We start from the raw sequence: 21,258 nt of genomic DNA on the forward strand, positions 1-21,258 counted from the left end.
GAAGAAAGGAGGGAGCGGAGCGGATGGCTGGCGATGATGCGCCAGACCGCGGCTGTGCGGTCGGTGTACGTAAGCGACATGGCGTGCTCGGGGTTCAGCCTGACGGCGAGGACGAAGCACCCTCTGCACTGCACTCGACGAACCGCTACCCGGCGGCGCGCAGTGCGGCGGCGTGCAGCCAGTGCACACCGTCGACGAACCGCATCGTGGGGCAGTGCACCACAATCGACAGCAGCGCGGTCTGCACCTCGGCCAGAGCGCGGACGTGCCGTAGGTTCTCCCCCTCCAGGCGCGGAGAGTCGGCGGGCAGGAGGGAGTTGACGGGCAACGGTTTCGTGCGGCAGAGCTCTCCTTCGCCGCCACCCGCACAGTGCTCTGCCGCACCGGCCAACACGTCGGGCATGAGCGGTATCCCTCTCCGTACGCCGAGCGCCGGGTGACACCCAGGATGTGCTCCCGAGCAAGGAAAACTCACCGGTTAGGCGGGCCGGTTCGGCACGATCGATGCGTTCAGTACACGGTGGTCGACGAGCCGCACAGCAGCGCAGTTTGGCCACCCCAGCCCCCTCAGCCAGACAAACCAATCGACAGTGCATCGTGCCATCTAGTGCCCCGTGTGCCGCCGCATCGCAGCTCCAGCGCGCGGTGCGGCACGGGCGCAACACACGGGACAAGTGGCTCGAGATCGCCTCGGACGCTACAGAGCGGACGATAGACCGTCAAGTTATTCGCTGAAAAAAACAGTTCGCAAGCAAGCCAGGTGTTACGGCCGCTCTGTTGCGCTGGTCGCCGCGCCCGCATGCTGCTGATCAAGGCTGTACTTCCGTTACGAACAGCCCGTTCCTCACAGCGATCCCCTGGAGCATGATGCGCCGGACCCCACGCACACCTACTGGACGACCCCGGGCCCTCCCCCGCCCACGAGGCGGGACTCGCCGGCCTGGTGGGGGACCATGGTCGAGTGGTACGACTTCTTCGTCTTCTCCACCGCATCCGACCTGCTCTTCCCAGAGTCGTTCTTTCCCCGAGCGCAGCAGGCCACCGGTCTGCTGGCATCGTTCGCAACCTTCTGGGTCGTCCGGTGGGCGCTGTTCGCAGTCTGGTGGCGACGCTGCTGCTGATGGGGGTGGCCACCGCGGGCATCGGACTGCTGCCTCGTTAGGACGAGGCGGGTATCGCCGCTCCGGTGCTGCTATGCGCCTTGTGGCTCGCCCAAGGGATCGCGGTGCGCGGCGAGTGGGGCGGCACGGTCCTGCTGGCCGGTGAGCACGCGCCGCAGGGACCCCGCTGGCGTCCATCCTGACCAGCGCGGTCTTCATCCCGTTCCCGCGACTGGGCGACGGCGAATTCCTGGCCTGGGGCTGGCGGGTCCCCTCCTGCTCTCCGCCGCCCTCATGACCGTCGGCCTGGTCATACGGCGAAGGTACCCGAATCCCCGAGTTCGAGGGTCTATCGAGCTGCTGGGGTCGTGTCTGGTAAGAGGATCGGCCCTCGCGGTACCCCGCGCACCGCGGCCATAGGTATCCGACGAACCCGCAGGTCGTCATCGATCAAGTAAGGCGTGGCGCCATCCGTTGCCATCAGCGCCATGAAGCACCCGCAGATCCATGTCAGCGGCGCGCATATCCCAGCGTCGCACCTGAAAGCGCCAACGCCACTCACGGGAACTGCTGGTCGGGCTGGCCGAGTTCTTTCGGTGTCTCACCCACCTACTTTCTCGATCGAGATCACGCCGATAGGGTTGCCAGGCAGTCGGCCACACTCAAAGACCTGAGTTGAGCATGGCTGCATGGGTGGCGCTGCGTGCAGTCAGGTTGCCTCAGGAGGTCGAGGCGACAACGTCCTTGCTTGATCAAGATCGGGACCCCCATGCGTGCGACCACCATTACGCTCGGCCACGCTCGAAACGGTTCCTGTTCTTTCCCCACTGAGGAGTTGTGCACTGTCGCCCCGTGTGAGACATGACCAGAATCGCAGCCTGGTACGCCTACGCCGCGAGTGTCAGGCTCGTCTGGCGACGCTGAGGCTCCCCACGTCGTGCGACATCGAGGAGTTGTGCGCTCATTTATCGAACCGGCGCCGCCCTCTCCGCCTGATCCCCGTCACCATGCGCGCCGCACACGCACAACCGTGCGGAGGTGGATGGCCTCAGATGCCGCAGACTTCATCATGTTCGAAGCCAACTACGCGACCCCATCAGGATCGCATCATCACATATGCGTTAGCTCACATGATCTGCGACGGCCGAAGCAGCTCGTCCCTGGACGACGCGACCGCCCAATTGGTGTTCCCAGACCTGAAGCCGGAGCGCGTCCGAGACATGTTGCGGCGTACGAACTATTCCAACGCCCAGCAACGAGAAGCCGAGATGGTGGCGAGTCTGATCCTCGCCAGGCTGAACGACGGCGCCACCGCGCCCTCATCTGCCGTGCTGGGGACGCTGGGTGGGGCACTGGGAATCACCCAGAGGCGGCGCCGACTGCGATGATCAGCGAGATCCGGAGCTTCGGGAATGGTGTGGAGACGGTGGGCGTGGCCTGCATGTGGCTGGCGGTGACGCTGCGGGCTCCGATTGCCGTGCGATCTAGCGAGCAACGACCCCTGTGGCTGGCGGTCCTGGGTGCCTCAGCAGCGGTGACGCTCCATTTGCCATGGGTCAACGACCTCATCTACCAGGTCACCGGTCCCACACACCTGACCGCGTTGGTCAGAAACCTGTTCGGCGTACTCACCTCTGCCGCCGTGCTGGACTTCGTGTTCCTGGCGGCTCGGGGCCGTCACACATTCCCGCTGTACGGTTTGGCTGGGCTCGTGATGACCGCGCTCACCTGGCTAGACGTACATGCAGAACCACACCTGACGCACACGATCCCTCCTGTGGGCGATCCCGTACCGTCCATGACGTACTGGGGTGTCCTCATCATCGTCAACCTCAGCACAAACGTGGTGTGCGCAATCGCCTGCTGGTGGTACAGCCGGGCCAGCCAAGTCCTCGCACTACGTTTCGGATTGCGACTCTTCGGGCTCGGTGCGGTCTTCGCCGGGTCCTACTGGCTGCTCAGCGCCACATACATCGGAGTTCGATGCCCGTGGATCCTGTCGATCCTTCCACTTCTGCTGGGCTGTTATGCCTTCGCGAGAGCGAGCGCGATCTGCGTTCCCCTTGCGACCGCGGCGGCCGTGGTGCTCAGACGCATGCGTATCTTGTGGCAGCTCCGGCCGCTGTGGCGTGACCTGGTCGACGCGGTGCCCAACGTCCGCCTGGCGCAGTCCCGCCAACGCGACCTCAGTCTCCTGCCGAGGGCTGCGCTGGACTTTCGCCTCTACCGGACAGTGATCGAGATCCGTGACGCGACTCTCGCCCTGCGCGCCTACATCCCCCAGGCGGTATTGGACAATGTTCGGGCCCACCTTGAACTCGAAAACTCCTCCCCTGCCGAGGTCGGTCCCCGCGTGACCGCCTGTTGGTTGCGGATAGCACGACACGCCAAGGCAGGCGGTGCGCCCCCGCTACCCGGTGATCTGGCCGTCCCGGTACTCGGGGGTGCGGACCTGCCCAGCGAGATCGAGTTCCTACGCCAAGCCGCCATTGCGGACACCTCACCCCAGATCCGCGAACTGGCTGCCCGCCTCGGCCGCCCGGTAGCGGCTCACTGAGATCGGAGACCTCGCTCAGCATGGACATCAAGGGCAGTTGCAGCGACCAGTTCAGCGCAGTACAGGAGGTGTTCGCCGACGCTCTGCGTAACGGAACGGACGTCGGTGCCTCGGTGGCGATCTGCCTCGACGGCGAACTCGTCGTCGACCTGTGGGGAGGGTACGCCGACGAGGCGCGTACCCTACCGTGGCAGCGGGACACCATCACCAACGTGTGGTCCACCACGAAAACGATGACCGCGCTGTGCGCTCTTGTCCTGGCTGACCGCGGTGAGCTCGATCTGTCCGCACCGGTCGCGAAATACTGGCCCGAGTTCGGTACCGCAGGAAAAGACCACATCGAGATCCGGCACTTGCTCAGCCACACAGCAGGACTCCCTGACTGGGACCAACCGATGGCGCTCGAGGACCTGTGCGATTGGGAGAAGGCCACCACCCTCCTGGCCCGCCAGTCGCCCCGCTGGGACTCCCGCACGACGTCTGGCTATCATCGGTTCACTCATGGCTTTCTGATCGGCGAGGTCATCCGCCGCATCTACCGCGAATCGATTGGCAGGTTCTTCGCCGACCAGATCGCTGCCCCACTGAACGCAGACTTCCACATCGGTTTGGCAGCCGAACATGATCACCGTGTCTCCGAGGTCATCCCCGCACCCGGCCCCGCACCCGCAGCCAATCCGCGGGTGAGCATTCCGGTTGGCGCGTACGTGACTGCCCAGGACACCTGGAGCACCCACTGGCGCCGCGCCGAAATCCCCGCGGCGGGAGGCTACGGAAACGCACGCTCCGTGGCCGCTGTCCAATCGGTACTCGCCTCCGGAGGCCGGACATCCTCGGCACGCCTGCTCTCCGAAACCACCTGCCGCGCCGTGTTCGACGAGCAGTCCCACGGCATGGATCTCGTGCTCGGCATCCCCCTACGCTTCGGCATCGGCTACGCCCTCAACGCAGGCGACGCGCCAGTCAGCACGCCCAACCTGCACACCTGTTATTGGGGCGGAAGGGGCGGATCACTGGTCGTCAATGACCTCGATGCGCGCATGACCATCGCTTACGTGATGAACCAGATGTCCCCCCTCGGTCTCACCGACCCACGCAGCCAGAAGCTCCTCCGGGCCGCCTACAGGGCGGTGACACGCTGACCGGGCGCCATCGGGCGACGTAGCGGCGGGGCTCCTGCGGTGGGCCAGGCCTTGCGGGCGTGGGCAGCCTCGCGCTGGGTCGAGGACCATGCGGGACCCGGGTGTCGACCACCCCGTGCAGGTCCTCGGCCCGGTCGCCCTCGCCGGCCCAGTGCGCATCGAGCGGGTCCAGGCCCAGCACGCGCGAGCATGGCGTACCTCTGGCTCCCTACAGACACCAGCCGCCGCCTCCGCACCATCGCCGCCCGCCGGCCTGGCCCCAGAGCGGTTCCTCGCCCTGCTCGCCCAACACGCCTGGATGAACGACGACGGCACCCTCACCGTCGCCCCCCTTGACCCCGACCTGAGCGTGCGCAAGAAGCCGACGGGCCCTGGCGAACCGAGCGCATCGTGCACTGCGGGGGACGGTAGTTGACCAGGAGCACCGGCAGGCCCCCGCCTCCGGCGCCAGCAGCACCGCGTTCGCAGGAGAAGACGGCACCGATCCCGGAGTCGCCTGTCGGTCCTGGAACCTAGAGTGATCGTGAGGAGTCAGCAGGCTCGGGATGACCTGCACGACTAAGTGCTCGACAACCGCACTGGGAGGTAACGTGGCCAAGGAACGGGACTTCGGGCCGCACCAGCTGGCAGCGTGGCTGGGACTCGAGCCGAGGCAAGTTCGCCGGGCCCAGGCCCGTGGGCTTATACTGCCTCCTGACATCGACGATGAGCGCTGGTCGCTGACACTGGCCAAGACACTGCCAGACCGTCTCCAGGAAATAGCGGCCGCCCTGAGCGTCGGACAGGGCTCCACAACGGCACCGCCCACACCCGTCAGGGGATTAGGCGCCACCCGCAGCTCCAGGACAGTCAAGGGACGCGTCTTCGGCCCCATCCAGCTGGCGAAATGGCTGGGCCTGGAGAACTGGCAGGTCCCCCGTGCGGTGCAGCACGGCTTGATCCCGCCCCCGGATGTGGACGACAAACGCTGGTCGCATGCCGTGGCCAGCACTCTTCCGGATCGGATCGAAGAGATCCGGGCCGCCGTGGGCGACCATCCCGGGCTTGGATCGATCAAGGCGGCCGAGCATCTAGCTCAGCGCACGCAGCTGGATGTCGAGCGCGTTGACGTACAGGCCCTGGCCGAACAGGGCCTGCTCAAGCCGGTGGGTGAGTTCAAGGGACATCCCATGTACGCCCTGCGCGATCTCGACAACCTCCCTGAGGAACAGATCATCACCACAGTCCGAGAGCGCCACGCCTGGGTTGAGAAGAGCCTGACAACCAAGGAAGCAGCAGCATTCCTGGGCTGGCCCGTCGGGAAGTTCGAGGTAGACGCCGAACGCCGAGGAATGCTGCCCGGATCGCTAGGCCGGTATGCCCGGACGGATGTTGAAGGGCTACGCGATGGCCCAGGCCTCACCTAGACAGCGTTGTCCGGGCTGTCTCCCCTGGTGTGGGCTTGTTTCCATGCCGCGATGACCGCTGCGGGGACACGTCCGCGGTCGGGTACGTCGTAGCCGTTGGCTCGGGCCCATTCGCGGACGGTCTGGGTGTCGATGACTCCTCCCGGGGGAGGGGGTTCCGGTGGGTTGTCGCGGGATGACGGTGAGGGTGTGAAGGTGACGCCTGCGTTGAGGAGGCCTCGGGGGAAGAGGGGGACCTGCGTCTCGCCGGTCAGGACGGTGGTGAGGAATTCCGTCAGGGTGCCGCTGAAGGTGTACCAGCCGGGGCCGCGCGCCTCGTTGACGGCAATGGGCCACGTGTCGGGCTCGTCCTTCCTGGTGGTGATCCAGAAGAGGTGGTTGCCGTTGTCGGTGACCCCGTTGGCGAAGAGGTCATCGGGGTCGTACGGGACGGGGTGTGAGCCGTGGTCGCGGTCTTGTTTGAGTTCTTCGCGGAGGGTGGCAGGCATGGGGCCGGTGAGGTCGACCCATTGGGTTGCCCCGTGGGGGTGGTAGATGCGGATGAAATCGCAGAAGGCGCCGGGACCGTAGGTCGAGGCCAGTTGCTTGTAGTCGCTGGGCAGTCGCATGCCGAGGGTGGCCTCGACGGCCGTCCAGTCGACCCGGGGCGTGTCTGCGGGTGGGGGGCAGAGTCGGGTGAGGTCGTTGAGGCTGGTCACAGGAGTCCTCGGCGGTGTCGCTGCTGCTGCTCGTGTGCGGGGTTTTCCAGGATCGTATCCACCAGGGTGTTTCCACGTCGGTCGGAGGCTTCGAGCTGGATGGAGACCGGCACGGAGTCCTTCTTGTCGTCGGTGTACTCGAGGTAGACGTTGTAGGTGACGATTTCTCCGCGGTCGTTGACGGCGTCGTAGACCGCCTGCTCGAAGTCCCGCATTCTGGGGCTGTTCGTTGGGTTCTGCGTGATGGCGAACAGGTTGTCCAATGTGTCGCCGGATCCGCCCAGCATTCTGGCGAGCATGTGTCCGCGGGCCTGGTTGTAGTCACCTCCGAGGGAGCCGGGCGGCCTGAGGGCGTTGTTGGCGTGTGTGCCTTCGTCGAGCATGTCGCGGCTGATGACCGCGTTCATCTCGTAGGGGCGTCCGTGCTCGTCCCGGGTGAATCTGACCCGGCCGCCCCATGTGGGGTCCTCCTCGCAGCCGGCGAGGCCTAGAGGGTCGGCCAGGGTGAAGGGGTTGGGGACGTAGGCGTAGTGGTTGATGGCGGGGGCGATACCGAGCGGGTCGGGGGTGATGTATCGGCCCAGGTCGGGATCGTAGTAGCGGTTGAAGTTGTAGTGCAGGCCGGTTTCGGGGTCGAAGTACTGGCCGGGGTAGCGCAGTGGGGTGTGGGCGGTGCTGTCGTGGTTCCACTGTGTCGCGCCCCAGGCGGTACTTCTCGCCTGCCAGGCGATGTCGCCATCGGGGGCGATGAGCTCGCTGGGGCTGCCGGCCAGGTCGGCGACGATCGCGAAGAATCTCCGGTCGATCTCCCGCTGAGCGCTGTCTGTGTTCATTTCCCGCTGGGACAGGGGCCGCATGCCGATGTAGTCCCAGACCAGGGTGGTGTGGCCGGTGTACTGCTCTGCGAGCTGGCCGCAGTCCCAGCAGTAGGTGCTGGCTTCGACGGTCCGGCCGTCGGTGTCCATGCGTTGTTTGGCGATCCGGCGGCCGAGCGCGTCGTAGAGGTAGCGCCAGCGGGCCCCTCCGGGGGCTTCGAGGTGGGTGAGGCGGTCTTCGGCGTCCCATTCGAAGCGCCAGGTGAGCACCTTTCCGGAGAGGGTGGTCGTCTGGCGGAATGTGATGCGGCCCTGGGCGTCGTAGCGGTAGCGGGTGCGGCCGGCGCGGGTGACGCGGGTGCCGTGGTAGGTGCGTTCGCCTGTGCTGTTCTGGCCGGGCGCCTGGGAGGGCAGGACGGTGTGGGTCTGGTCGCCGGCGGCGTTGTAGGCGTATTGCTCGCTCCATCCGCGGGCCTGGACCGCGGTGATGCGACCTGCGGGATCGAGGGTGAAGGTGCGCGGGCCGGTGAGGGTGTCGGTGATGCTGACCAGTGCCCCGTCGGCCTGGTAGGTGAAGGTCCGCCCGAGTATGTCAGTGTCTGGAGTGTTGAGGGACTGGCTGGTCAAGCGGCCGACGGAGTCCCAGCCGTGGCTGAGGGTGAGCTGCCCGTCGAGGATTCTTGCGGTTTCGCGGCCCAGTGCGTCGCGGTCGAAACGGAAGGTGTGTCCGTCGGCCGTGTAGGTGGACAGGCCCTCCCGGGTGTACGCGAGAGTGCTGGTGGCCCCGGGATGGTGTACGGCGGTGGGTGCGGCGTCCGAGGGCGTCGTATGCGAAGGCGAGGGTGCGTCCGTTGACGGTCTCAGCCACGACGCGTCCGGCGGTGTTCCGTTCCAGCGTGATGGTGGCGTGGGCGTTGGTGATCTGTGAGACGTGGCCCGTCTCGTCGTGGTCAAAGGTGGATACCGAACCGTCGTCGTGGCTCAGCTGGGTGACGCGGCCGAGGATGTCGCGTTCGAAGGTCAGGGTCTGGCCGGCAGCGTTGGTGCGGCGTATGAGGCGGCCGAGCGGGTCGCGCTCGTAGGTCAGGATGCGGCCGTCGAAGTCGGTTTCGGATATGAGGTGTCCGGCCGCGTTGTAGGTGTAGTGCCATTCCAGGCCTTGGGTATTGGTGACCTTGGTCAGGCGCAGCTCGGTGTCGTGAGTGAAGTGGTATTCGCCGTCAGGGGTGTGGGAGGTGGCCGGCCGGTCGAAGTGGGTTTCTGTGTAGGTGCTGGTGCGGCCCATGCGGTCTGTATAGGTGAGGAGGTTGCCTTCGCCGTCCCAGGTCCATTCCTCCCTGGTGCCGTCGGGCAGCTCTCTCCAGGTGGGCTTTCCTTCTACCGTCCAGCCCTGGCGCAGGGTGTTGCCGAGGGCGTCGGTGGCGGAGGTGATGCGGCCGAAGGCGTCCCGTGTGTACGCGGCGGTCGCGCCGCTTGGGTTGGTGATCTGCTCGGGGAGGCCTGCTGAGTTCGTTGTGATCCGAGTGGTGTTGCCCAGGGCGTCACGCACCCTCGTTGGGTGGCCAAGGCTGTTGAACTCGTACTCGGTGCGTGCACCTGCCGGGTCGGTGGTGGCGAGGAGGTTGCCGCGGTCGTCGTAGGTGTAGTGGTGGCGCAGACCGCCGCGCTCAGTGACCTCGATGGGTAGGTGCATGTCGTTGTAGACGGCGGTGGTGCGCACTGCGTCGGGGCCGATGAGGCCGACCAGGTTGCCGCTGGTGTCAGGTTCGAAGTGCGTGGTGTGTCCGAGGGGGTCAGTCTGGGTGAGGAGGTGGTCCCAGCGGTTCCAGGTCTGGCGGACGGTGTTGCCCAGGGGGTCGGTTTCTGCGATGACTTGGCCGAGCGTGTTGAGGTGGAGGGTGGTGAGGGCTCCGGTGGAGTCGGTGTAGCGGGTGATCCGCTGTTCGGTGTCGTAGGTGAAGGTGGAGGACAGGTACCCGTCTGGGCCGATCGTCTGCACGGCCCGTCCGGCTGTGTCGTAGACATAGCGGAAGGTGGAGCCGTTCCGGTCTGTCCACGAGGTCATCCGGGAGTTGGGGTCGTAGGTGAAGGTAATCTGTCCCTTGGCGGCATCCGCACCCTGGCTGAGACTCTCCCTGCCTGCTTGGACGGTCCGGCCGAGGTTGACGCCGTCCTGGGTACCCAGGGCGTTGGAGCCGAGCTGGACGACCAGGTCCCCGGCCATCGAGCCGAGCGCCTCGTAGGCCGGGCCCATAGCGATGTTCACGACCTGAGAGGCGACTTCCTGACAGACCTCTTGGAAGATCTTCCTGACGATCGTCCGCGTAGCCTGGGTCGCGGCCAGGCCGCCGAGCGTGGACAGCCCCAGGGTGAACGGGGCTGCCGCGACCGTTGCTGCGATCTCCGCGGCCAGGATGCCGAACTGGACGATCGCTGCGAGCTTCGCGCCTTCGATGAGCATCGCGACACCGTCCAGCGCGGCGGCGGCCAGCCGGCCCGATTCGGCGAGGTTGGTCAGGTGAGTGTCCTTGACCTTGCCCCAGTGAGCGTTCAGGGCTTCGGTCGCCGCTCCTCCACCGCCTGCAGAGACCAGGCACTGCACTGCGTTGTGCGCCTCGGCCGCGCCGTCGTCGATGTCACCGGCGAATTCCCGCATGGCAACGGCCATCTCGCGGTAGTCGTCCTCATCAACGTTCGGCCATGAGACGCCGATGAGATCGAGCACCTCATCGGCCCACCCGGGCACCACCACACCCACGACGACACTCCCCGGCTAGGCGACCGCAAAGACATACCCCTGCCATCAGCTCATCACATTGCCGGGGCAGCCCTGTGAGTGAGATGCCACAACATGCGGTCACTGACTTGGAACTGACGGCTCATTGGCCGACTTGCCGTCGACCGACCCCGAGCAATTCGTGGTGGTGAGGCTTCTGCTTGGCTCGAATCACATGCCGCAGCATGGGGGGCTGTGGTGCACGTACGGGTCCGGGCGGTCCCTGCACATGCGTGGAAATGGGCGTCCTGCATGATGAGGACTGATGGTGCAGGCAATTGCGACTGCACTCATCCGCAGACGCCGCAGGGGGGACGGGGGGAATCCGCTGGCATGGATTGGCGAGGAGTACCAGGCGTACTGCCTGACCTTGGGCATGAGCACATCCGAAGAGAGTCGGGGACCCGGGTTACGGAGCGGGCTGTCCCCTGAGAGCCTTGACCGCAGGGCTCATCCGGCCGCGCCACAGGGCCCGTTGCTGTGCCGCTGTCGCCGACCGCAATGTGCCCCGCACCGCGCGCCAGGGCGTGGCGGAGATCTTGATCCAGTATCCGCCGGACCGGTATGGGCTGTCCTTGGCGTAGCAGTGGGCAAGGCGGTGCTCGAGGTGTCCTGCCTGGATGTCCTTCCCGCCGTGGGTGTGCCAGTGGCAGCACCATGTGCACCACACGTGGAGGTCGGTGCCGCGGTGGTGGGTGTTGAGGAAGCCCGACAGGTGGGGAGCGGAGTTCTTCCTCGAGGTGGGTTGCGGGTGCTCGGTGTCGGTGGCGGCGGCCCCACTGGGGGATTTGACAGGGCAGGCGTCTGGCGTGTGTTGGGGCACGGTGAGTTCAGGCGTCTGCCGCGGAAGGCTTGGATTCATCGGTTGGGGTCCTGTCCTGCTCGGGTTGGCTGTCTCGGGTATGGGGGTGTGCTCCTAGCCACCTGCCGAGTTGGGGGTCGCTGGTGGGGATGTGCCAGAGGGGGATGCCGGCGTCGATGGCCAGGCGGCAGAGATCGGCGGTAGCGCCGTGGGCGTGGGCGAGGTCTTCGTGGAAGACGATGACAAGGCGGGGTTCTTCGTCGTGGAGGATGCGCTGGTGGCGCTGGGGGCCGGTTTGCCAGGCCGGTGGCATGCGGCGGTGCCGGGGGGTTGGGTGGCAGCGGTGGCGCCACGCGGGCAGGGCATTGGTTTGGCACCAGCGGTGGGCGGCGCGTTCCGCGCCGGTGGCGGCTGTTTCGATGATGACGAGGTCGTCGGGGTGGTGGGCGGCGAGGCGGTCCAGGACGTTGGTGACGGTGTCGGGCCAGGGCCACTGGCGGCTGCCGCAGATCAGGACCCGGGAGGGCGGCGGGTTCATGTGCGGCGGGGGGAGGGGCTTGTGTCCGGCAGGCGGGGGTGGATGTGCCGGGTATGGGTGGCGGGGTTGAAGGGTTCCCATTCGGTGAGGGCGATATCCGCGGCGCCGGGGGTCGCGGCGTGGGCAGTACAGCGCTGGGCGCGCCAGCGGAGTTGCTCGGCGTAGGGCAGGTGGTCGAGGCCGTAGACGGCCATTACGTCGTCGGGGAAGAGCGGCGGCTGGGTGTGGGTGGTGGAGTGGACGGGGGTGAGGCTCCACTCCCCCGGGGTGGGCTGCTGGTGGTGGAGGGGGTGGGGGCAGCGGCTGCGGGTGCGGGTCTGGGCGACGCACTGGATGGTCTCGAGGGGGCCGGGGGCGAGGTAGCGGGTGTGGAGGAGTTGCACCACCGGTCGGCCTGGCGCCAGGTCAGCCGGCGGTGCTTGCGGGGGTTCGCGGCGCGGGGTGAAGGCTCCGGTGTCGATGAGGCGGCGTGTGGCGGCGGCCAGGTCACGGCGCAGCTCGCCCAGGAGCAGGCTGCGGTTGTCGGCGGGGCGGGCGGGGCAGAGGGCGAGGTGCGGGATGCGGCACCAGGGTGAGCCGTCGTGGTGGGGGTGGGCGATGCCGGATTGGACGTGCCACCGGTAGGGCTCGGGCACGGAGCCGGCGTCGCATTCGCTGGGGTGCAGGGAGACTGGGCGATCGTCGTTGCGGTAGTACCAGTCCACCGGGTTGCCGCAGTGGGTGCAGGGGCGTCGCTGGTCGGCGCGCAGCAGGCGGCTGGGGCTGGTGGGGGCGATGCGCAGGGCCCGGGTGGGGCGGCGTTTGAGGCTGCCGTCCCAGCGAATTTCCTCGGCCCAGGGGTTGTTCGTTGAGCGCATGCCGGGACGGTGGCAGAGCGGCGCGCCGCGAGCGGGTGTCGGTGCCGGATGTGTCACCTGAGGGGCGGCATGCGTGGCGACGGACGTTCGATCGACTGATCGTGCGTTCGGGGTCGATCACCGCTTTGGGCGGTCGGCTCTGCGCTCGAGAAGCGGTGCTGACCGGGTGTCAATCGCTCGGAGGGACGGGCGGAAGGTGGCCGTCACAAAGTGTGTCGACGAGCCGGCCGAGTGGGGCGCCCAGGGCGTGAGCGAGGGCGTGCCAGGTGGTGAGACTGCCGACGCTGCGGCCTTGCTCAAGTTCGATGAGGGTGCGTCGTGCCAGGCCAGAACGTTCGGCAAGCTGGTCGTAGGTCCATCCGCGTTCGGCCCGCAGTCGTGACAGTTCCAAGCGCAGCGCTTGGAGGTTGGGGTCGGGCGGGATGATCGTCACTCAGCTATCGCACGGTGCAGCCCCCTGCCCTGTCAGTGCAGACCTCTGCCCTATTTGTTCCAGCGACACGGCCGACGGAGAGTGCAGAGGTCTGCACTAAGGTGCGCGCCGCCGTCTCACTCCCCTCTCCTACGTCGTCCGGGAGGAGCCGGCGCTTGCAGAAGACGACAAGGAGGGGAAGGGCCGATGGGGTCGGGCACGACAGCAGGCTCGGTGCAGCGCGTCTGGACCATCGAAGTCCGGCCGCACCCTGATGGCACCAGCCTCTCCTGCACCCCCTGCGGCACGCTCTCCACCTTCCCAGGAGCGGACACAGCACGCAGAGCCGCACTCTCCCATCTGGCCCGGCACGCCCGCGTGCAGGTGTTGGCTCCTTACTTACGCACCTGCCAGTGCCGGGAACACGGCTGCCGCTGGCATGGACGCCACCGAGGATGCGACGGACCGATCCTGCTGCTTCTCACCCGAAGCCGCGGAGGACGCATCTGGCGCCTGGCCGACATCTGCGGCGCGTGCGCCATGACCACCGAGCACGGAGCCGTCGTACGTGAGCCCTCAACCGCCGATGGCCCTTCGGCCGTGGGCGGCGTCCAGGAACTGTGCGGCGCCCGTCGGCACAGCGAGTTGGTCGCCGACCGCAGCAACGCCCCACCGGTCGTTGCACCATCCGGCTCTGCGGCAAGCCCTCCCTCGGCACCGTGCGACCACGGCGCCGCAGATGACTGGTGGGAGGAGAACCTCGACGTATGGAACCAGGCATTCCACGAATGACCACCAAAGGCAGCACCGTTTCCCTCGCCGCTCCCCCGCCAGTGCCGGCTGGAAGCTCGCCCTGTACGCATCGGGCTACCTGAGCAGGCCAGCGACGGAAGACACAGCCGTCAAGAGAAGAGTCAGTGTGCCGCCGAAGGCGACTCCTCCCCGCTGGAGAGCCGAGGGGAGGGTGGCGCCGTCGAGTCGCGCGATGGTGCCCACGGCCATTCCGGCCAGGACGACGAAAAGAACGCTGACAGCAAGCACCAGCGCGATCAGCGTCACGTAAGTCAGTTCGAGGTTCATACATCCTCCCGATCACCTCCTCTATGGGGCCGTCATGAAATTCGCCGGTTTCGCGTTCGCCGGCGTTCGGCCGTACGAAGATGAACGCGGGACCTTTACAGGGGAGGGTCGTGGAGGACTCGGCACTGCAGCATGCGTCCGAAGCGCTGGCCGATCTGGCACTGCGGCTCCGGCGATTACGTACCGAGCGCAGGCTGAGCATGGCCGGGCTGGAGCGGCGAGCCGGGCTGGAGCGGCGAGCCGGGCTGGGACACACCACGGTCAGCCAGGCGCTCAACGGGCGTAGCCTGCCCAGCGAGGCCACCGTGACCGCGCTGGCCAAGGCCCTGGGAAGCGATCCTGGTGACCTGCTCGCACTCCGCGCATGCGCGCAGCAGGGCGTGAGCGAGCGGACCGACGCGGGGCCGAATGCCTCATTTGAGCGGCGCTATCGCGAGTATGTGGTTGGCCGGTACGGCCAGCTGACGATCGTAGGCCTGGACCTGAGCCGCCCTGAGCAGGGGTGCTGGCCGCTGGATGCCGCGTATTTGAGCCTGGAACTGTCCGAGCCCAGCGGCCCTGCTCCCAGCGATGAAGCCGCCTTCGGTTCCCCGGACGGTGCAGGTCCATCACTGCGGGTTGAGCGTGCCGAGCAGGCGCTGGCGCGCCGCAATCGAGTGGTGGTCCGTGGCCTGGCCGGGAGCGGGAAGACCACGCTGCTGCAGTGGCTGGCGGTCACCACGGCCCGGCAAGAACTTCCAGCCGGGCTGGACCATTTAATTGGGCGTGTTCCGTTCGTGCTGCCGCTGCGGACGCTGGTCCGTCGGGGCGCCCTGCCGGAGCCGGAGGAGTTTCTGTCCGCTGCCGCATGTCCGCTCGCAGGTGCACAGCCGGATGGCTGGGTGGAACAGGTCCTCGGGGCAGGGCGCGGGCTGGTGCTCATCGACGGGGTGGACGAGGTGCCTCTCCCCCAGCGGGAACGTACGCGGGAATGGGTGCGGGCCCTGTTGGCCGCCTATCCGAGTGGATCGTTCGTGGTGACCACGCGGCCTCTGCAGTACCGGAGGGGTGGCTGGCCACTGGCGGGTTCACCGAACTGTCGGTGCGACCGATGCAGGGGCGGGACGTTGAGGTGTTCATCTCCCGCTGGCATACCGCCGCCAGCCACCATGCCCGCAGCGAGATGGAACGTGCGCGGCTCGTCCAGCTGGAGGAGAGCCTCGCGGACGCTGTGCGGGGGCAGCGGGAGCTCGCCCAGCTGGCCACGACGCCGTTGATGTGTGCGCTGATGTGCGCACTGCACCGTGACCGGCGCGGGCACCTGCCGCAGGGGCGCATGGAACTGTATGAGGCAGCGCTGTCGATGCTGCTCGTGCGCCGGGATCTCGAACGCGACATCGAAGCCCCTGACGGAGTGCAGCTCACCGAGCACCAGAACATCCAGCTGCTGCAACGCCTGGCGTACTGGCTCATCCGCAACGGCCAAACCGAAATGGACCAGGACACTGCGTTCGCCCTGCTTGCGGAAGCTCAGCCGACCATGCCCTCGGTATCCGCCCAAGGAGACGCGCATCAGATCCTGGCCTACCTGATTGGCCGGAGCGGGCTTCTACGCCAGCCGACCGCCGACACCATCGACTTCGTCCGCACCTTCCAGGACTACCTCGGCGCCAAAGCCTGCGTCGAAGCCCGCGACTTCGGACTCCTCATCCGCCACGCCCACGACGACCAATGGGAAGACGTCCTCAGAATGGCCGTCGCCCACGCCCGCCCCACCGAACGCGCCACCATCCTCCGCCGCCTCCTCACCCGCGGCGACCGCACCGCAAGACACCGAACCCGACTGCACCTGCTGGCCACCGCCTGCCTGGAAAACGCCACCGAACTCGACCCGGACGTCCGACAGGAAGTCCAGAACCGAACCGCCGCGCTGCTCCCACCTCGCAGCTACCAGGAAGCGGAGGCCCTGGCGTCAGTCGGCTCCGTCATCCTGGATCTACTCCCAGGGCCTGACGATCTCGAAGATGACGAGGCCCAAGCAGTCGTCCGTACGGCTGGCCTCATCGGCGGAGCTGCCGCATTGCCGCTGCTTAAGAAATACCGCGACCACACCAGCTTCGGGGTGCACGGCGCGCTCATGTCGCATTGGGAGCGCTTCGATACCCGTGATTACGCGCGGGACGTCCTAGCCTACATTGAAGACGACCAGATCAGCCTGGTCGTGAGGTCCCTCCCTGAGTTGAGAGAGGTCAAGCACCTCAGGCTACAGAAACCGATCTGGTGCGGTGCCGATGTAACCGCGGAGGATATTACGGGGAACCTCTATACTGACCGCCTCGAATGGCTCACCCTAACCAGCATGCCGAGGATCAAGACTCTCGATTTTCTAGAGCAGCTGCCGCGTCTGCACAACCTCTCTTTAATAAGCTGTCCTGTGCACGACCTCACGCCGCTCACCGCTCTTCAAATAGCTGATCTCACACTGTGACAGGCTCCTGCGAGAACGGATTTCGGCGCGCTTCAACAGCTCACCCAGCTCACGAAGTTGAACCTCAACACGCCGTTGCCCTGGCCGGATCTAGCAGACATGGAAACACATGCGGGCCTCAAGCGACTTTGCCTCTTAACGGAGACAACTTCGCGGTCTTCCGTCAAGGGCATCAGCACATGGAAGAATCTGGAGCACGTCACCATCGACGCTCCCACCGTCCCAGAAGCTGACCGCGAGGAACTAGCAGAATTACCCTCCCTGAACAGCTTACAACTGCTATCACAGGACATTTCGCGTCTGGCACTGCATCCCATCCTGCCCAACGTGCAGCGACTGGCGATCAGTAGTCACCAGCCGGGAAATTCGCTACTTCCCCTCATTGAAGCGTTTCCTGGACTGCAGTACCTGGATCTCTTCTGTCTGACGCCAGCCCGCGTCGATATCGCACCCCTGGCAGACGTCCCCGGTCTCACGATCCACATCTCATACGCCGACCACCTGACAGGAGCCGAACTCTTCCCTCCCGGCCATCTCACCCGCACACCCCGCCCCCGCTGAGGTGGACGCCTTCGGGCGAGGCAAGCACGGGACACCACATCACCATTTTTATTATCACGAATGATACATATAGGGATGAATGGTCATCCGGGTTGAAGGACAGGTGTGTATCACATCATCCTTACCGCCATGTCTTTCGTGTCCCCCGCTCTCGATGTGTCCCACCTGCGCGACTATGCCTTCGACTGGGCGCTGGTAGACGTGGAGACCTCCGGGCTGGTAGCGCGCCGGGACCGTGTGCTGTCGGTCGCTGTGGTGACGCTCGGTCCGGACGGCAACCAGACCGGGGAGTTCTCGACGCTGCTTGACCCCGGCTGCGATCCCGGGCCGGTGCACGTCCACGGCCTGACGGCCGAACGGCTGCGGGGCGCGCCGACCTTCGACCAGGTCGCCGGACGGATCGGCGCGATGCTGCAGGACCGGGTGCTGGTCGCCCACAACGCCCAGTTCGATTACGACTTCCTCGCTCATGAGTTCGCTCGGGCGCGCATGTGGCTGCCGGTCGCCCAGCGGCTGTGCACGCTGGCGCTGAACCGGCGAGTGGATCCGCCGACCGAGGATCTGCGTCTGGGCACGCTGGCTGCTCACTACGGCGTCACGCAACTGATGGCGCACGACGCCCTGGATGACAGCCGCGTGCTGGCCGGGGTGCTGCGCGCCTCGTTGGGGGAGGCCGCTCGGCTCGATGTGCCGCTGCCCCTGGTGTCCTGTCCACCGCGGCAAGACCCGCAGTTCGTGCCGCAGCCGCCCAAGACCCCGTGCGGCTTCCGCAACCCGGGGCGGCTGGCGTCCGGCGGCCCCCTGGTTCAGGGCATGAAGATCGCCATCACCGGGCAGACCGCGACCTCCCGCGCGGAGTTGGTCGGGCGGTCCGTCGCCGCTGGTCTGAACCTGATGACTTCGGTCAGCCGGCACACCAGCGCCCTGGTCACCAACGACCCCGCGTCGGGGTCCGCGAAGGCGCGGCGCGCCCTCGCTGAGAACGTCCCGGTCATCGACGAGCACACCTTCCTGCGCCTGCTGGGCGACGTGCGCCCGGGAACGCAGCACGAGCAGACGACCACCGAGGCCGGCCGCACAGGTCATCGGTGTGAGGCGCCTGTGGTACCGAGCGAGCCCCACCCGGCACCTGCTGAGACGTCAGCGCCCACGCCTTCCGTAGCCCCTCCCCCACCAGCGCCCATCCCTGCGGCACGCGGACCGGAGGAGCTGGACACCCCCGTCCTTGAGACCGCACGTCCTGCAGCTGCGGAACCGGCCGCCCCGGTCAAGAAGCAGAAGGAGCAAGGGGAACGTGCAGGCAAGTCCCTGACCGGGCGCCGCGTGCTCGTCCTCGGCGGCACGCACCCCGACGCTGCGGCCACCCGAACCCGTATCGTCGAGCTCGGCGGAGCCGCCGCGATCAATCTCTCAGCAAGCGTCACCGACGTCGTCCTCCTCGACGGAGGCGAAGCCGACCGCCGCATGCGCCGGATCGCCTCACTCGCCATCCCCACCCACCACTCCGCCTGGCTCGACGCACCCACCACCGTGCCGCCCGCCGGCTGGGCCGGTCACGGGCAAGCCGCGCACGTGCTGCCGCGCGGCGGCGTCATCGACCTGCCCGGCCCACCCGCCAGGCAAGCATCGAGCGCTCATTGGACCGTCACAGCCACCTGGGCGCAGCAGACGGTCTGCGACATCGACGTCGTCGCCTTCGTGGTCGACGAGGACGAACAGGTCTCCTTCGATGAGGACTTCGTCTTCTACGGCGCACCGGAAAACCCGGGGGGCACTGTGCGGCTCCTGGGCGACGGGCCGAGCGAGCAGACCATCAGCATCCATCTCGCCACACTCCCGCCTTCGGCTCGCAAAGTCGTCGTCGCGGCAGCCATCGACGGCACACCCACGTTCGGCGACCTCGGCGCCATCCACATCACTGCGGCCCCCGGCAGCAGCTCAACGGCCCTTGCCCAGGCCACCCTCGACGCCGCGACCACCGAACGCACCATGCTCCTCGCCGAGATCTACCGCCGCGGCCCTTCCTGGCGCCTGCGCACCGTCGGCCAGGGCTACGACCACGGCCTCGACACCCTCGCCCGCAACTACGGAGTCAACATCGCCGACTGACCGAATGCGCGCACCGGGAAGGCCATGGGTTCCGCCGGAGCGACGCACCGATGACGGCAGCATTGATGCGGGCCGTGGCGGCACGGGCGGAAACCCCCTCCGGAACGGTCAGCCCTTCTCGGGTGCGCTTCCTGCCTGGCTCCGGATAGCCGAACCGTCGGGCGGTTAACCCACGGCATGACGCTGCATGCCCGCTCCAGCACCGCCTGGATGCGGGGGTCAGGCAGCACGCCGACTGGACGCTCGTCCTGCTGGCAGGCTGGGCAGGTGGAGCAGGTGGTGCAGGGGCGCACCGTGCTCGGCCCAGGAGCGCAGTCGGTCCCGGTCGACCCAGTAGATCTTGTGTCGGTCGCCCCACGCTTTGGCATCGCGGGTGAAGGATCCGTTGGTCGACGGCGATGTCGGCGCCGTGGACAGGGCAAGCGGTACCTTTCACCTGGTACATCACCTGAGAGCCCACCTTGCCTGCGACCTTGGTGTGTTTGGCCTGGACGACGATCCTGCCTCGCTGCCGGTCCTGGCCGATGACGTCGGCGCCCTGGTCTCCTGGCTGACCGACCTTCCGGGCCGACCAACCGTCGCGGATGAGCAAGTCCCGCAGCGCGACTTCGAACTCTTGATCGTCCATGGCGTCGAACTGCGTCAGCGTGATCCTCAGAGTGTCTCCGCCCGCGCTCGCCTTGCTTGTGCCGAGCGCAGCCCCCGCCATCCCGTGTAGATCAAGCCCCCGGCAGCAAGGAGGGCAAGCAGCGGCCACCCGCGGACCACGAGCTCCCGGACCGCGACGGCGGTCTTCGCCAGCAGCGTTACCGCGGAGAGGGCGACGACCCCGGCCGCGGCGTACTCCCCGCTGCCGCGGGGCTTGCGCAAGCGGAGCCGACGCCCGGCCATCAGCGGTCCGCCGGCGCAGAAACGGATGGGTTCGGCGAGGACGGCTGCGCCTCGGTTGCCTCACCGAACCCGATGAGCTGCCCCCATAACCAGACACCCGCGACGAGCGCGGCGATCGTCCAGCCGCTGGTCGATGGCTGTGCCGACGGTTCCGGCCTCCGTGCCCACGCCTGGGGGAGGGAGGAGGACGTGCTGGGCGGTGTGCTGGGCGCGGAAGCTCTCCCGTAGCGGCCGGGGGCCGGCGGAGAGTTCGCGGTCCAGGAAGCGGCGCAGCGGGGTGCGGGGGCTGTGCAGGCCGGTGGTCAGGCTCATGCCGTCCACCGCCTGAAAGGCGCGCTGTTGTGGTGAGGTGCTCGGTGATGCTCGGCGTGAATCGGGCCGGTCGGTACGTATTCCTGGTGGTTCGTCATGCCCGGGACGCTAAGTACGGGCTCGGACATCTTGTGGGACAAACGGATCAACACTTGTCACCCGGGACGGGCTGCAGTCACTCGCACGGCCTCATTCGAGGGGGTGCCGCGTTCGTAACCGCGCCGGTGGCATGGCGTCCCGCCTTCCCGAACACATGGAACACCTGTCGGCTACCTGGATCGTCCGCGTGAGAGCCAGTCGGCGTAGCGGGTGGGGGCGAGGTGGGCGTCCTTGTCTGTGAGGACGTCGCCCTTGACGACGGCGAACATGCCGGCGGTGGGGTCGGTGACAACGGTGCGGCTGTCAGACTTGTGGGCCAGGGTGACCCGGCCCAGCTCGTCCAGGGAGAAGACCTCGGGTCCGGCGATGTTGCGAATGCCCCCCAGCGGGGCGCCCGCAGCGACTTCCGCCACCGCGTCGGCCACGTCGTTGGAGGCGATCGGCTGGATCGGCGTGGCGGGCAGCCGGACGGTGTTGCTGTCGGCGGTCCAGGACAGGACCGCGTCCATGAATTCCATGAACTGCGTCGCGCGGACGATCGAGTAGGGGATCGGTCCGGCCGCGAGGATGTCCTCCTGGAGCGCCTTGGCCCGGTAGTAGTCCAGCTCAGGCACCTGGTCCACGCCGACGATCGAG

General features: G+C 67.1%; 21 protein-coding genes and 2 pseudogenes. 10 read left to right on the plus strand and 13 right to left on the minus strand.

Translation table 11 applies throughout. From position 1 onward, the window contains the following. Positions 1-145: 145 nt before the first annotated feature. Positions 146-403: a hypothetical protein gene (locus ACTWQE_RS23360; RefSeq protein WP_443330989.1), complete on the minus strand. Its 258-nt coding sequence runs from the start codon at positions 401-403 to the stop codon at positions 146-148. Between the two features lie 550 nt (positions 404-953). Between ACTWQE_RS23360 and ACTWQE_RS23365 the strand changes: the two genes are divergently transcribed. The 4 genes from ACTWQE_RS23365 to ACTWQE_RS23380 all read left to right on the plus strand — a co-directional run bounded on the left by ACTWQE_RS23365 (position 954) and on the right by ACTWQE_RS23380 (position 4,799). Continuing rightward, positions 954-1,121: a hypothetical protein gene (locus tag ACTWQE_RS23365; RefSeq protein ID WP_443330990.1), complete on the plus strand. Its 168-nt coding sequence runs from the start codon at positions 954-956 to the stop codon at positions 1,119-1,121. A gap of 1,199 nt (positions 1,122-2,320) precedes the next feature. Continuing rightward, positions 2,321-2,488, plus strand: coding sequence for a hypothetical protein (locus tag ACTWQE_RS23370; protein WP_443330991.1), 168 nt, complete (start codon positions 2,321-2,323; stop codon positions 2,486-2,488). After that, entirely contained in the window at positions 2,485-3,657 is a 1,173-nt protein-coding gene (locus tag ACTWQE_RS23375; RefSeq protein WP_443330992.1) for an MAB_1171c family putative transporter, read from the plus strand. Before ACTWQE_RS23370 ends, ACTWQE_RS23375 begins: the two co-directional genes overlap by 4 nt. A gap of 20 nt (positions 3,658-3,677) precedes the next feature. Continuing rightward, a complete protein-coding gene (locus tag ACTWQE_RS23380; protein WP_443330993.1) occupies positions 3,678-4,799 on the plus strand; it encodes a serine hydrolase domain-containing protein in 1,122 nt (373 codons plus the stop codon). Between the two features lie 29 nt (positions 4,800-4,828). Here ACTWQE_RS23380 and ACTWQE_RS23385 read toward each other — a convergent pair. After that, a pseudogene (locus ACTWQE_RS23385) lies at positions 4,829-5,039 on the minus strand (cysteine--tRNA ligase); the annotation flags it as partial. Positions 5,040-5,389: 350 nt separating this feature from the next. Between ACTWQE_RS23385 and ACTWQE_RS23390 the strand changes: the two are divergent. Then, positions 5,390-6,205, plus strand: a complete 816-nt coding sequence (locus tag ACTWQE_RS23390) for a hypothetical protein (RefSeq protein WP_443330994.1) — start codon at positions 5,390-5,392, stop codon at positions 6,203-6,205. Here ACTWQE_RS23390 and ACTWQE_RS23395 read toward each other — a convergent pair. The 7 genes from ACTWQE_RS23395 to ACTWQE_RS23425 all read right to left on the minus strand — a co-directional run bounded on the left by ACTWQE_RS23395 (position 6,202) and on the right by ACTWQE_RS23425 (position 13,124). Further along, positions 6,202-6,903: an Lsr2 family DNA-binding protein gene (locus ACTWQE_RS23395; protein ID WP_443330995.1), complete on the minus strand. Its 702-nt coding sequence runs from the start codon at positions 6,901-6,903 to the stop codon at positions 6,202-6,204. The two genes, ACTWQE_RS23390 and ACTWQE_RS23395, sit on opposite strands and share 4 nt — an antisense overlap. After that, a complete protein-coding gene (locus ACTWQE_RS23400; protein WP_443330996.1) occupies positions 6,900-8,345 on the minus strand; it encodes an RHS repeat-associated core domain-containing protein in 1,446 nt (481 codons plus the stop codon). Before ACTWQE_RS23400 ends, ACTWQE_RS23395 begins: the two co-directional genes overlap by 4 nt. Continuing rightward, positions 8,311-10,476 carry a WXG100-like domain-containing protein gene (locus tag ACTWQE_RS23405; RefSeq protein ID WP_443330997.1) on the minus strand — a complete coding sequence of 722 codons (2,166 nt, stop codon included), beginning with the start codon at positions 10,474-10,476 and terminating at the stop codon, positions 8,311-8,313. Before ACTWQE_RS23405 ends, ACTWQE_RS23400 begins: the two co-directional genes overlap by 35 nt. A 427-nt stretch (positions 10,477-10,903) precedes the next feature. Further along, on the minus strand, positions 10,904-11,356 hold the full coding sequence (locus ACTWQE_RS23410; protein WP_443330998.1) for a hypothetical protein: 453 nt from the start codon (positions 11,354-11,356) through the stop codon (positions 10,904-10,906). After that, positions 11,325-11,834, minus strand: a complete 510-nt coding sequence (locus ACTWQE_RS23415) for an SLOG family protein (protein ID WP_443330999.1) — start codon at positions 11,832-11,834, stop codon at positions 11,325-11,327. Before ACTWQE_RS23415 ends, ACTWQE_RS23410 begins: the two co-directional genes overlap by 32 nt. Beyond that, positions 11,831-12,691 carry a DUF6083 domain-containing protein gene (locus ACTWQE_RS23420; RefSeq protein WP_443331000.1) on the minus strand — a complete coding sequence of 287 codons (861 nt, stop codon included), beginning with the start codon at positions 12,689-12,691 and terminating at the stop codon, positions 11,831-11,833. Before ACTWQE_RS23420 ends, ACTWQE_RS23415 begins: the two co-directional genes overlap by 4 nt. A 169-nt stretch (positions 12,692-12,860) precedes the next feature. Next, positions 12,861-13,124, minus strand: a complete 264-nt coding sequence (locus ACTWQE_RS23425; protein WP_443331001.1) for a helix-turn-helix transcriptional regulator — start codon at positions 13,122-13,124, stop codon at positions 12,861-12,863. Positions 13,125-13,643: 519 nt separating this feature from the next. Here ACTWQE_RS23425 and ACTWQE_RS23430 point away from each other — a divergent pair. Continuing rightward, positions 13,644-13,895 (plus strand): hypothetical protein, encoded by a 252-nt coding sequence (locus ACTWQE_RS23430; protein ID WP_443331002.1) that lies wholly within the window; start codon positions 13,644-13,646, stop codon positions 13,893-13,895. A gap of 75 nt (positions 13,896-13,970) precedes the next feature. Here ACTWQE_RS23430 and ACTWQE_RS23435 read toward each other — a convergent pair whose 3' ends face one another. Continuing rightward, positions 13,971-14,183 carry a hypothetical protein gene (locus tag ACTWQE_RS23435; RefSeq protein WP_443331003.1) on the minus strand — a complete coding sequence of 71 codons (213 nt, stop codon included), beginning with the start codon at positions 14,181-14,183 and terminating at the stop codon, positions 13,971-13,973. Positions 14,184-14,383: 200 nt separating this feature from the next. On the opposite strand from ACTWQE_RS23435, the pseudogene ACTWQE_RS23440 reads away from it, so the two are divergent. From ACTWQE_RS23440 to ACTWQE_RS23455, 4 genes and pseudogenes are all read left to right on the plus strand, one after another. After that, positions 14,384-15,160 (plus strand): annotated as a pseudogene (locus ACTWQE_RS23440) (NACHT domain-containing protein); the annotation flags it as partial. A gap of 134 nt (positions 15,161-15,294) precedes the next feature. Continuing rightward, the gene (locus tag ACTWQE_RS23445) at positions 15,295-16,650 is read left to right on the plus strand and encodes an NACHT domain-containing protein (protein WP_443331004.1); all 1,356 of its coding nucleotides are present in this window, start codon (positions 15,295-15,297) and stop codon (positions 16,648-16,650) included. A 57-nt stretch (positions 16,651-16,707) separates the two neighbouring features. Next, positions 16,708-17,211 carry a hypothetical protein gene (locus ACTWQE_RS23450; RefSeq protein ID WP_443331005.1) on the plus strand — a complete coding sequence of 168 codons (504 nt, stop codon included), beginning with the start codon at positions 16,708-16,710 and terminating at the stop codon, positions 17,209-17,211. 129 nt (positions 17,212-17,340) lie between these two features. After that, on the plus strand, positions 17,341-19,320 hold the full coding sequence (locus ACTWQE_RS23455; RefSeq protein ID WP_443331006.1) for a TerD family protein: 1,980 nt from the start codon (positions 17,341-17,343) through the stop codon (positions 19,318-19,320). On the opposite strand, the gene ACTWQE_RS23460 is transcribed toward ACTWQE_RS23455, so the two are convergent. The 3 genes from ACTWQE_RS23460 to ACTWQE_RS23470 form a co-directional block, all read right to left on the minus strand. After that, the gene (locus ACTWQE_RS23460) at positions 19,304-20,029 is read right to left on the minus strand and encodes a restriction endonuclease (RefSeq protein ID WP_443331007.1); all 726 of its coding nucleotides are present in this window, start codon (positions 20,027-20,029) and stop codon (positions 19,304-19,306) included. The two genes, ACTWQE_RS23455 and ACTWQE_RS23460, sit on opposite strands and share 17 nt — an antisense overlap. Before the next feature lie 242 nt (positions 20,030-20,271). After that, positions 20,272-20,523, minus strand: coding sequence for a hypothetical protein (locus ACTWQE_RS23465; RefSeq protein ID WP_443331008.1), 252 nt, complete (start codon positions 20,521-20,523; stop codon positions 20,272-20,274). A gap of 269 nt (positions 20,524-20,792) precedes the next feature. Then, on the minus strand, positions 20,793-21,258 hold a 466-nt coding region (locus tag ACTWQE_RS23470), incomplete at its 5' end, for an SDR family oxidoreductase (RefSeq protein WP_443331009.1).

This window comes from Streptomyces sp. 8N706 (assembly GCF_052245415.1).
In the GTDB taxonomy this organism is placed as follows: domain Bacteria; phylum Actinomycetota; class Actinomycetes; order Streptomycetales; family Streptomycetaceae; genus Streptomyces.

Excerpts from the sequence above, each read along its gene's own strand:
- ACTWQE_RS23465 (WP_443331008.1), bottom strand. The coding sequence starts at position 20,523 with ATGAGCCTGACCACCGGCCTGCACAGCCCCCGCACCCCGCTGCGCCGC.
- ACTWQE_RS23420 (WP_443331000.1), bottom strand. The coding sequence starts at position 12,691 with ATGCGCTCAACGAACAACCCCTGGGCCGAGGAAATTCGCTGGGACGGC.
- ACTWQE_RS23415 (WP_443330999.1), bottom strand. The coding sequence starts at position 11,834 with ATGAACCCGCCGCCCTCCCGGGTCCTGATCTGCGGCAGCCGCCAGTGG.
- ACTWQE_RS23435 (WP_443331003.1), bottom strand. The coding sequence starts at position 14,183 with ATGAACCTCGAACTGACTTACGTGACGCTGATCGCGCTGGTGCTTGCT.
- ACTWQE_RS23430 (WP_443331002.1), top strand. The coding sequence starts at position 13,644 with ATGACCACCGAGCACGGAGCCGTCGTACGTGAGCCCTCAACCGCCGAT.
- ACTWQE_RS23365 (WP_443330990.1), top strand. The coding sequence starts at position 954 with ATGGTCGAGTGGTACGACTTCTTCGTCTTCTCCACCGCATCCGACCTG.
- ACTWQE_RS23455 (WP_443331006.1), top strand. The coding sequence starts at position 17,341 with ATGTCTTTCGTGTCCCCCGCTCTCGATGTGTCCCACCTGCGCGACTAT.
- ACTWQE_RS23380 (WP_443330993.1), top strand. The coding sequence starts at position 3,678 with ATGGACATCAAGGGCAGTTGCAGCGACCAGTTCAGCGCAGTACAGGAG.
- ACTWQE_RS23370 (WP_443330991.1), top strand. The coding sequence starts at position 2,321 with ATGTTGCGGCGTACGAACTATTCCAACGCCCAGCAACGAGAAGCCGAG.
- ACTWQE_RS23460 (WP_443331007.1), bottom strand. The coding sequence starts at position 20,029 with ATGGCGGGGGCTGCGCTCGGCACAAGCAAGGCGAGCGCGGGCGGAGAC.
- ACTWQE_RS23375 (WP_443330992.1), top strand. The coding sequence starts at position 2,485 with ATGATCAGCGAGATCCGGAGCTTCGGGAATGGTGTGGAGACGGTGGGC.
- ACTWQE_RS23410 (WP_443330998.1), bottom strand. The coding sequence starts at position 11,356 with ATGAATCCAAGCCTTCCGCGGCAGACGCCTGAACTCACCGTGCCCCAA.
- ACTWQE_RS23360 (WP_443330989.1), bottom strand. The coding sequence starts at position 403 with ATGCCCGACGTGTTGGCCGGTGCGGCAGAGCACTGTGCGGGTGGCGGC.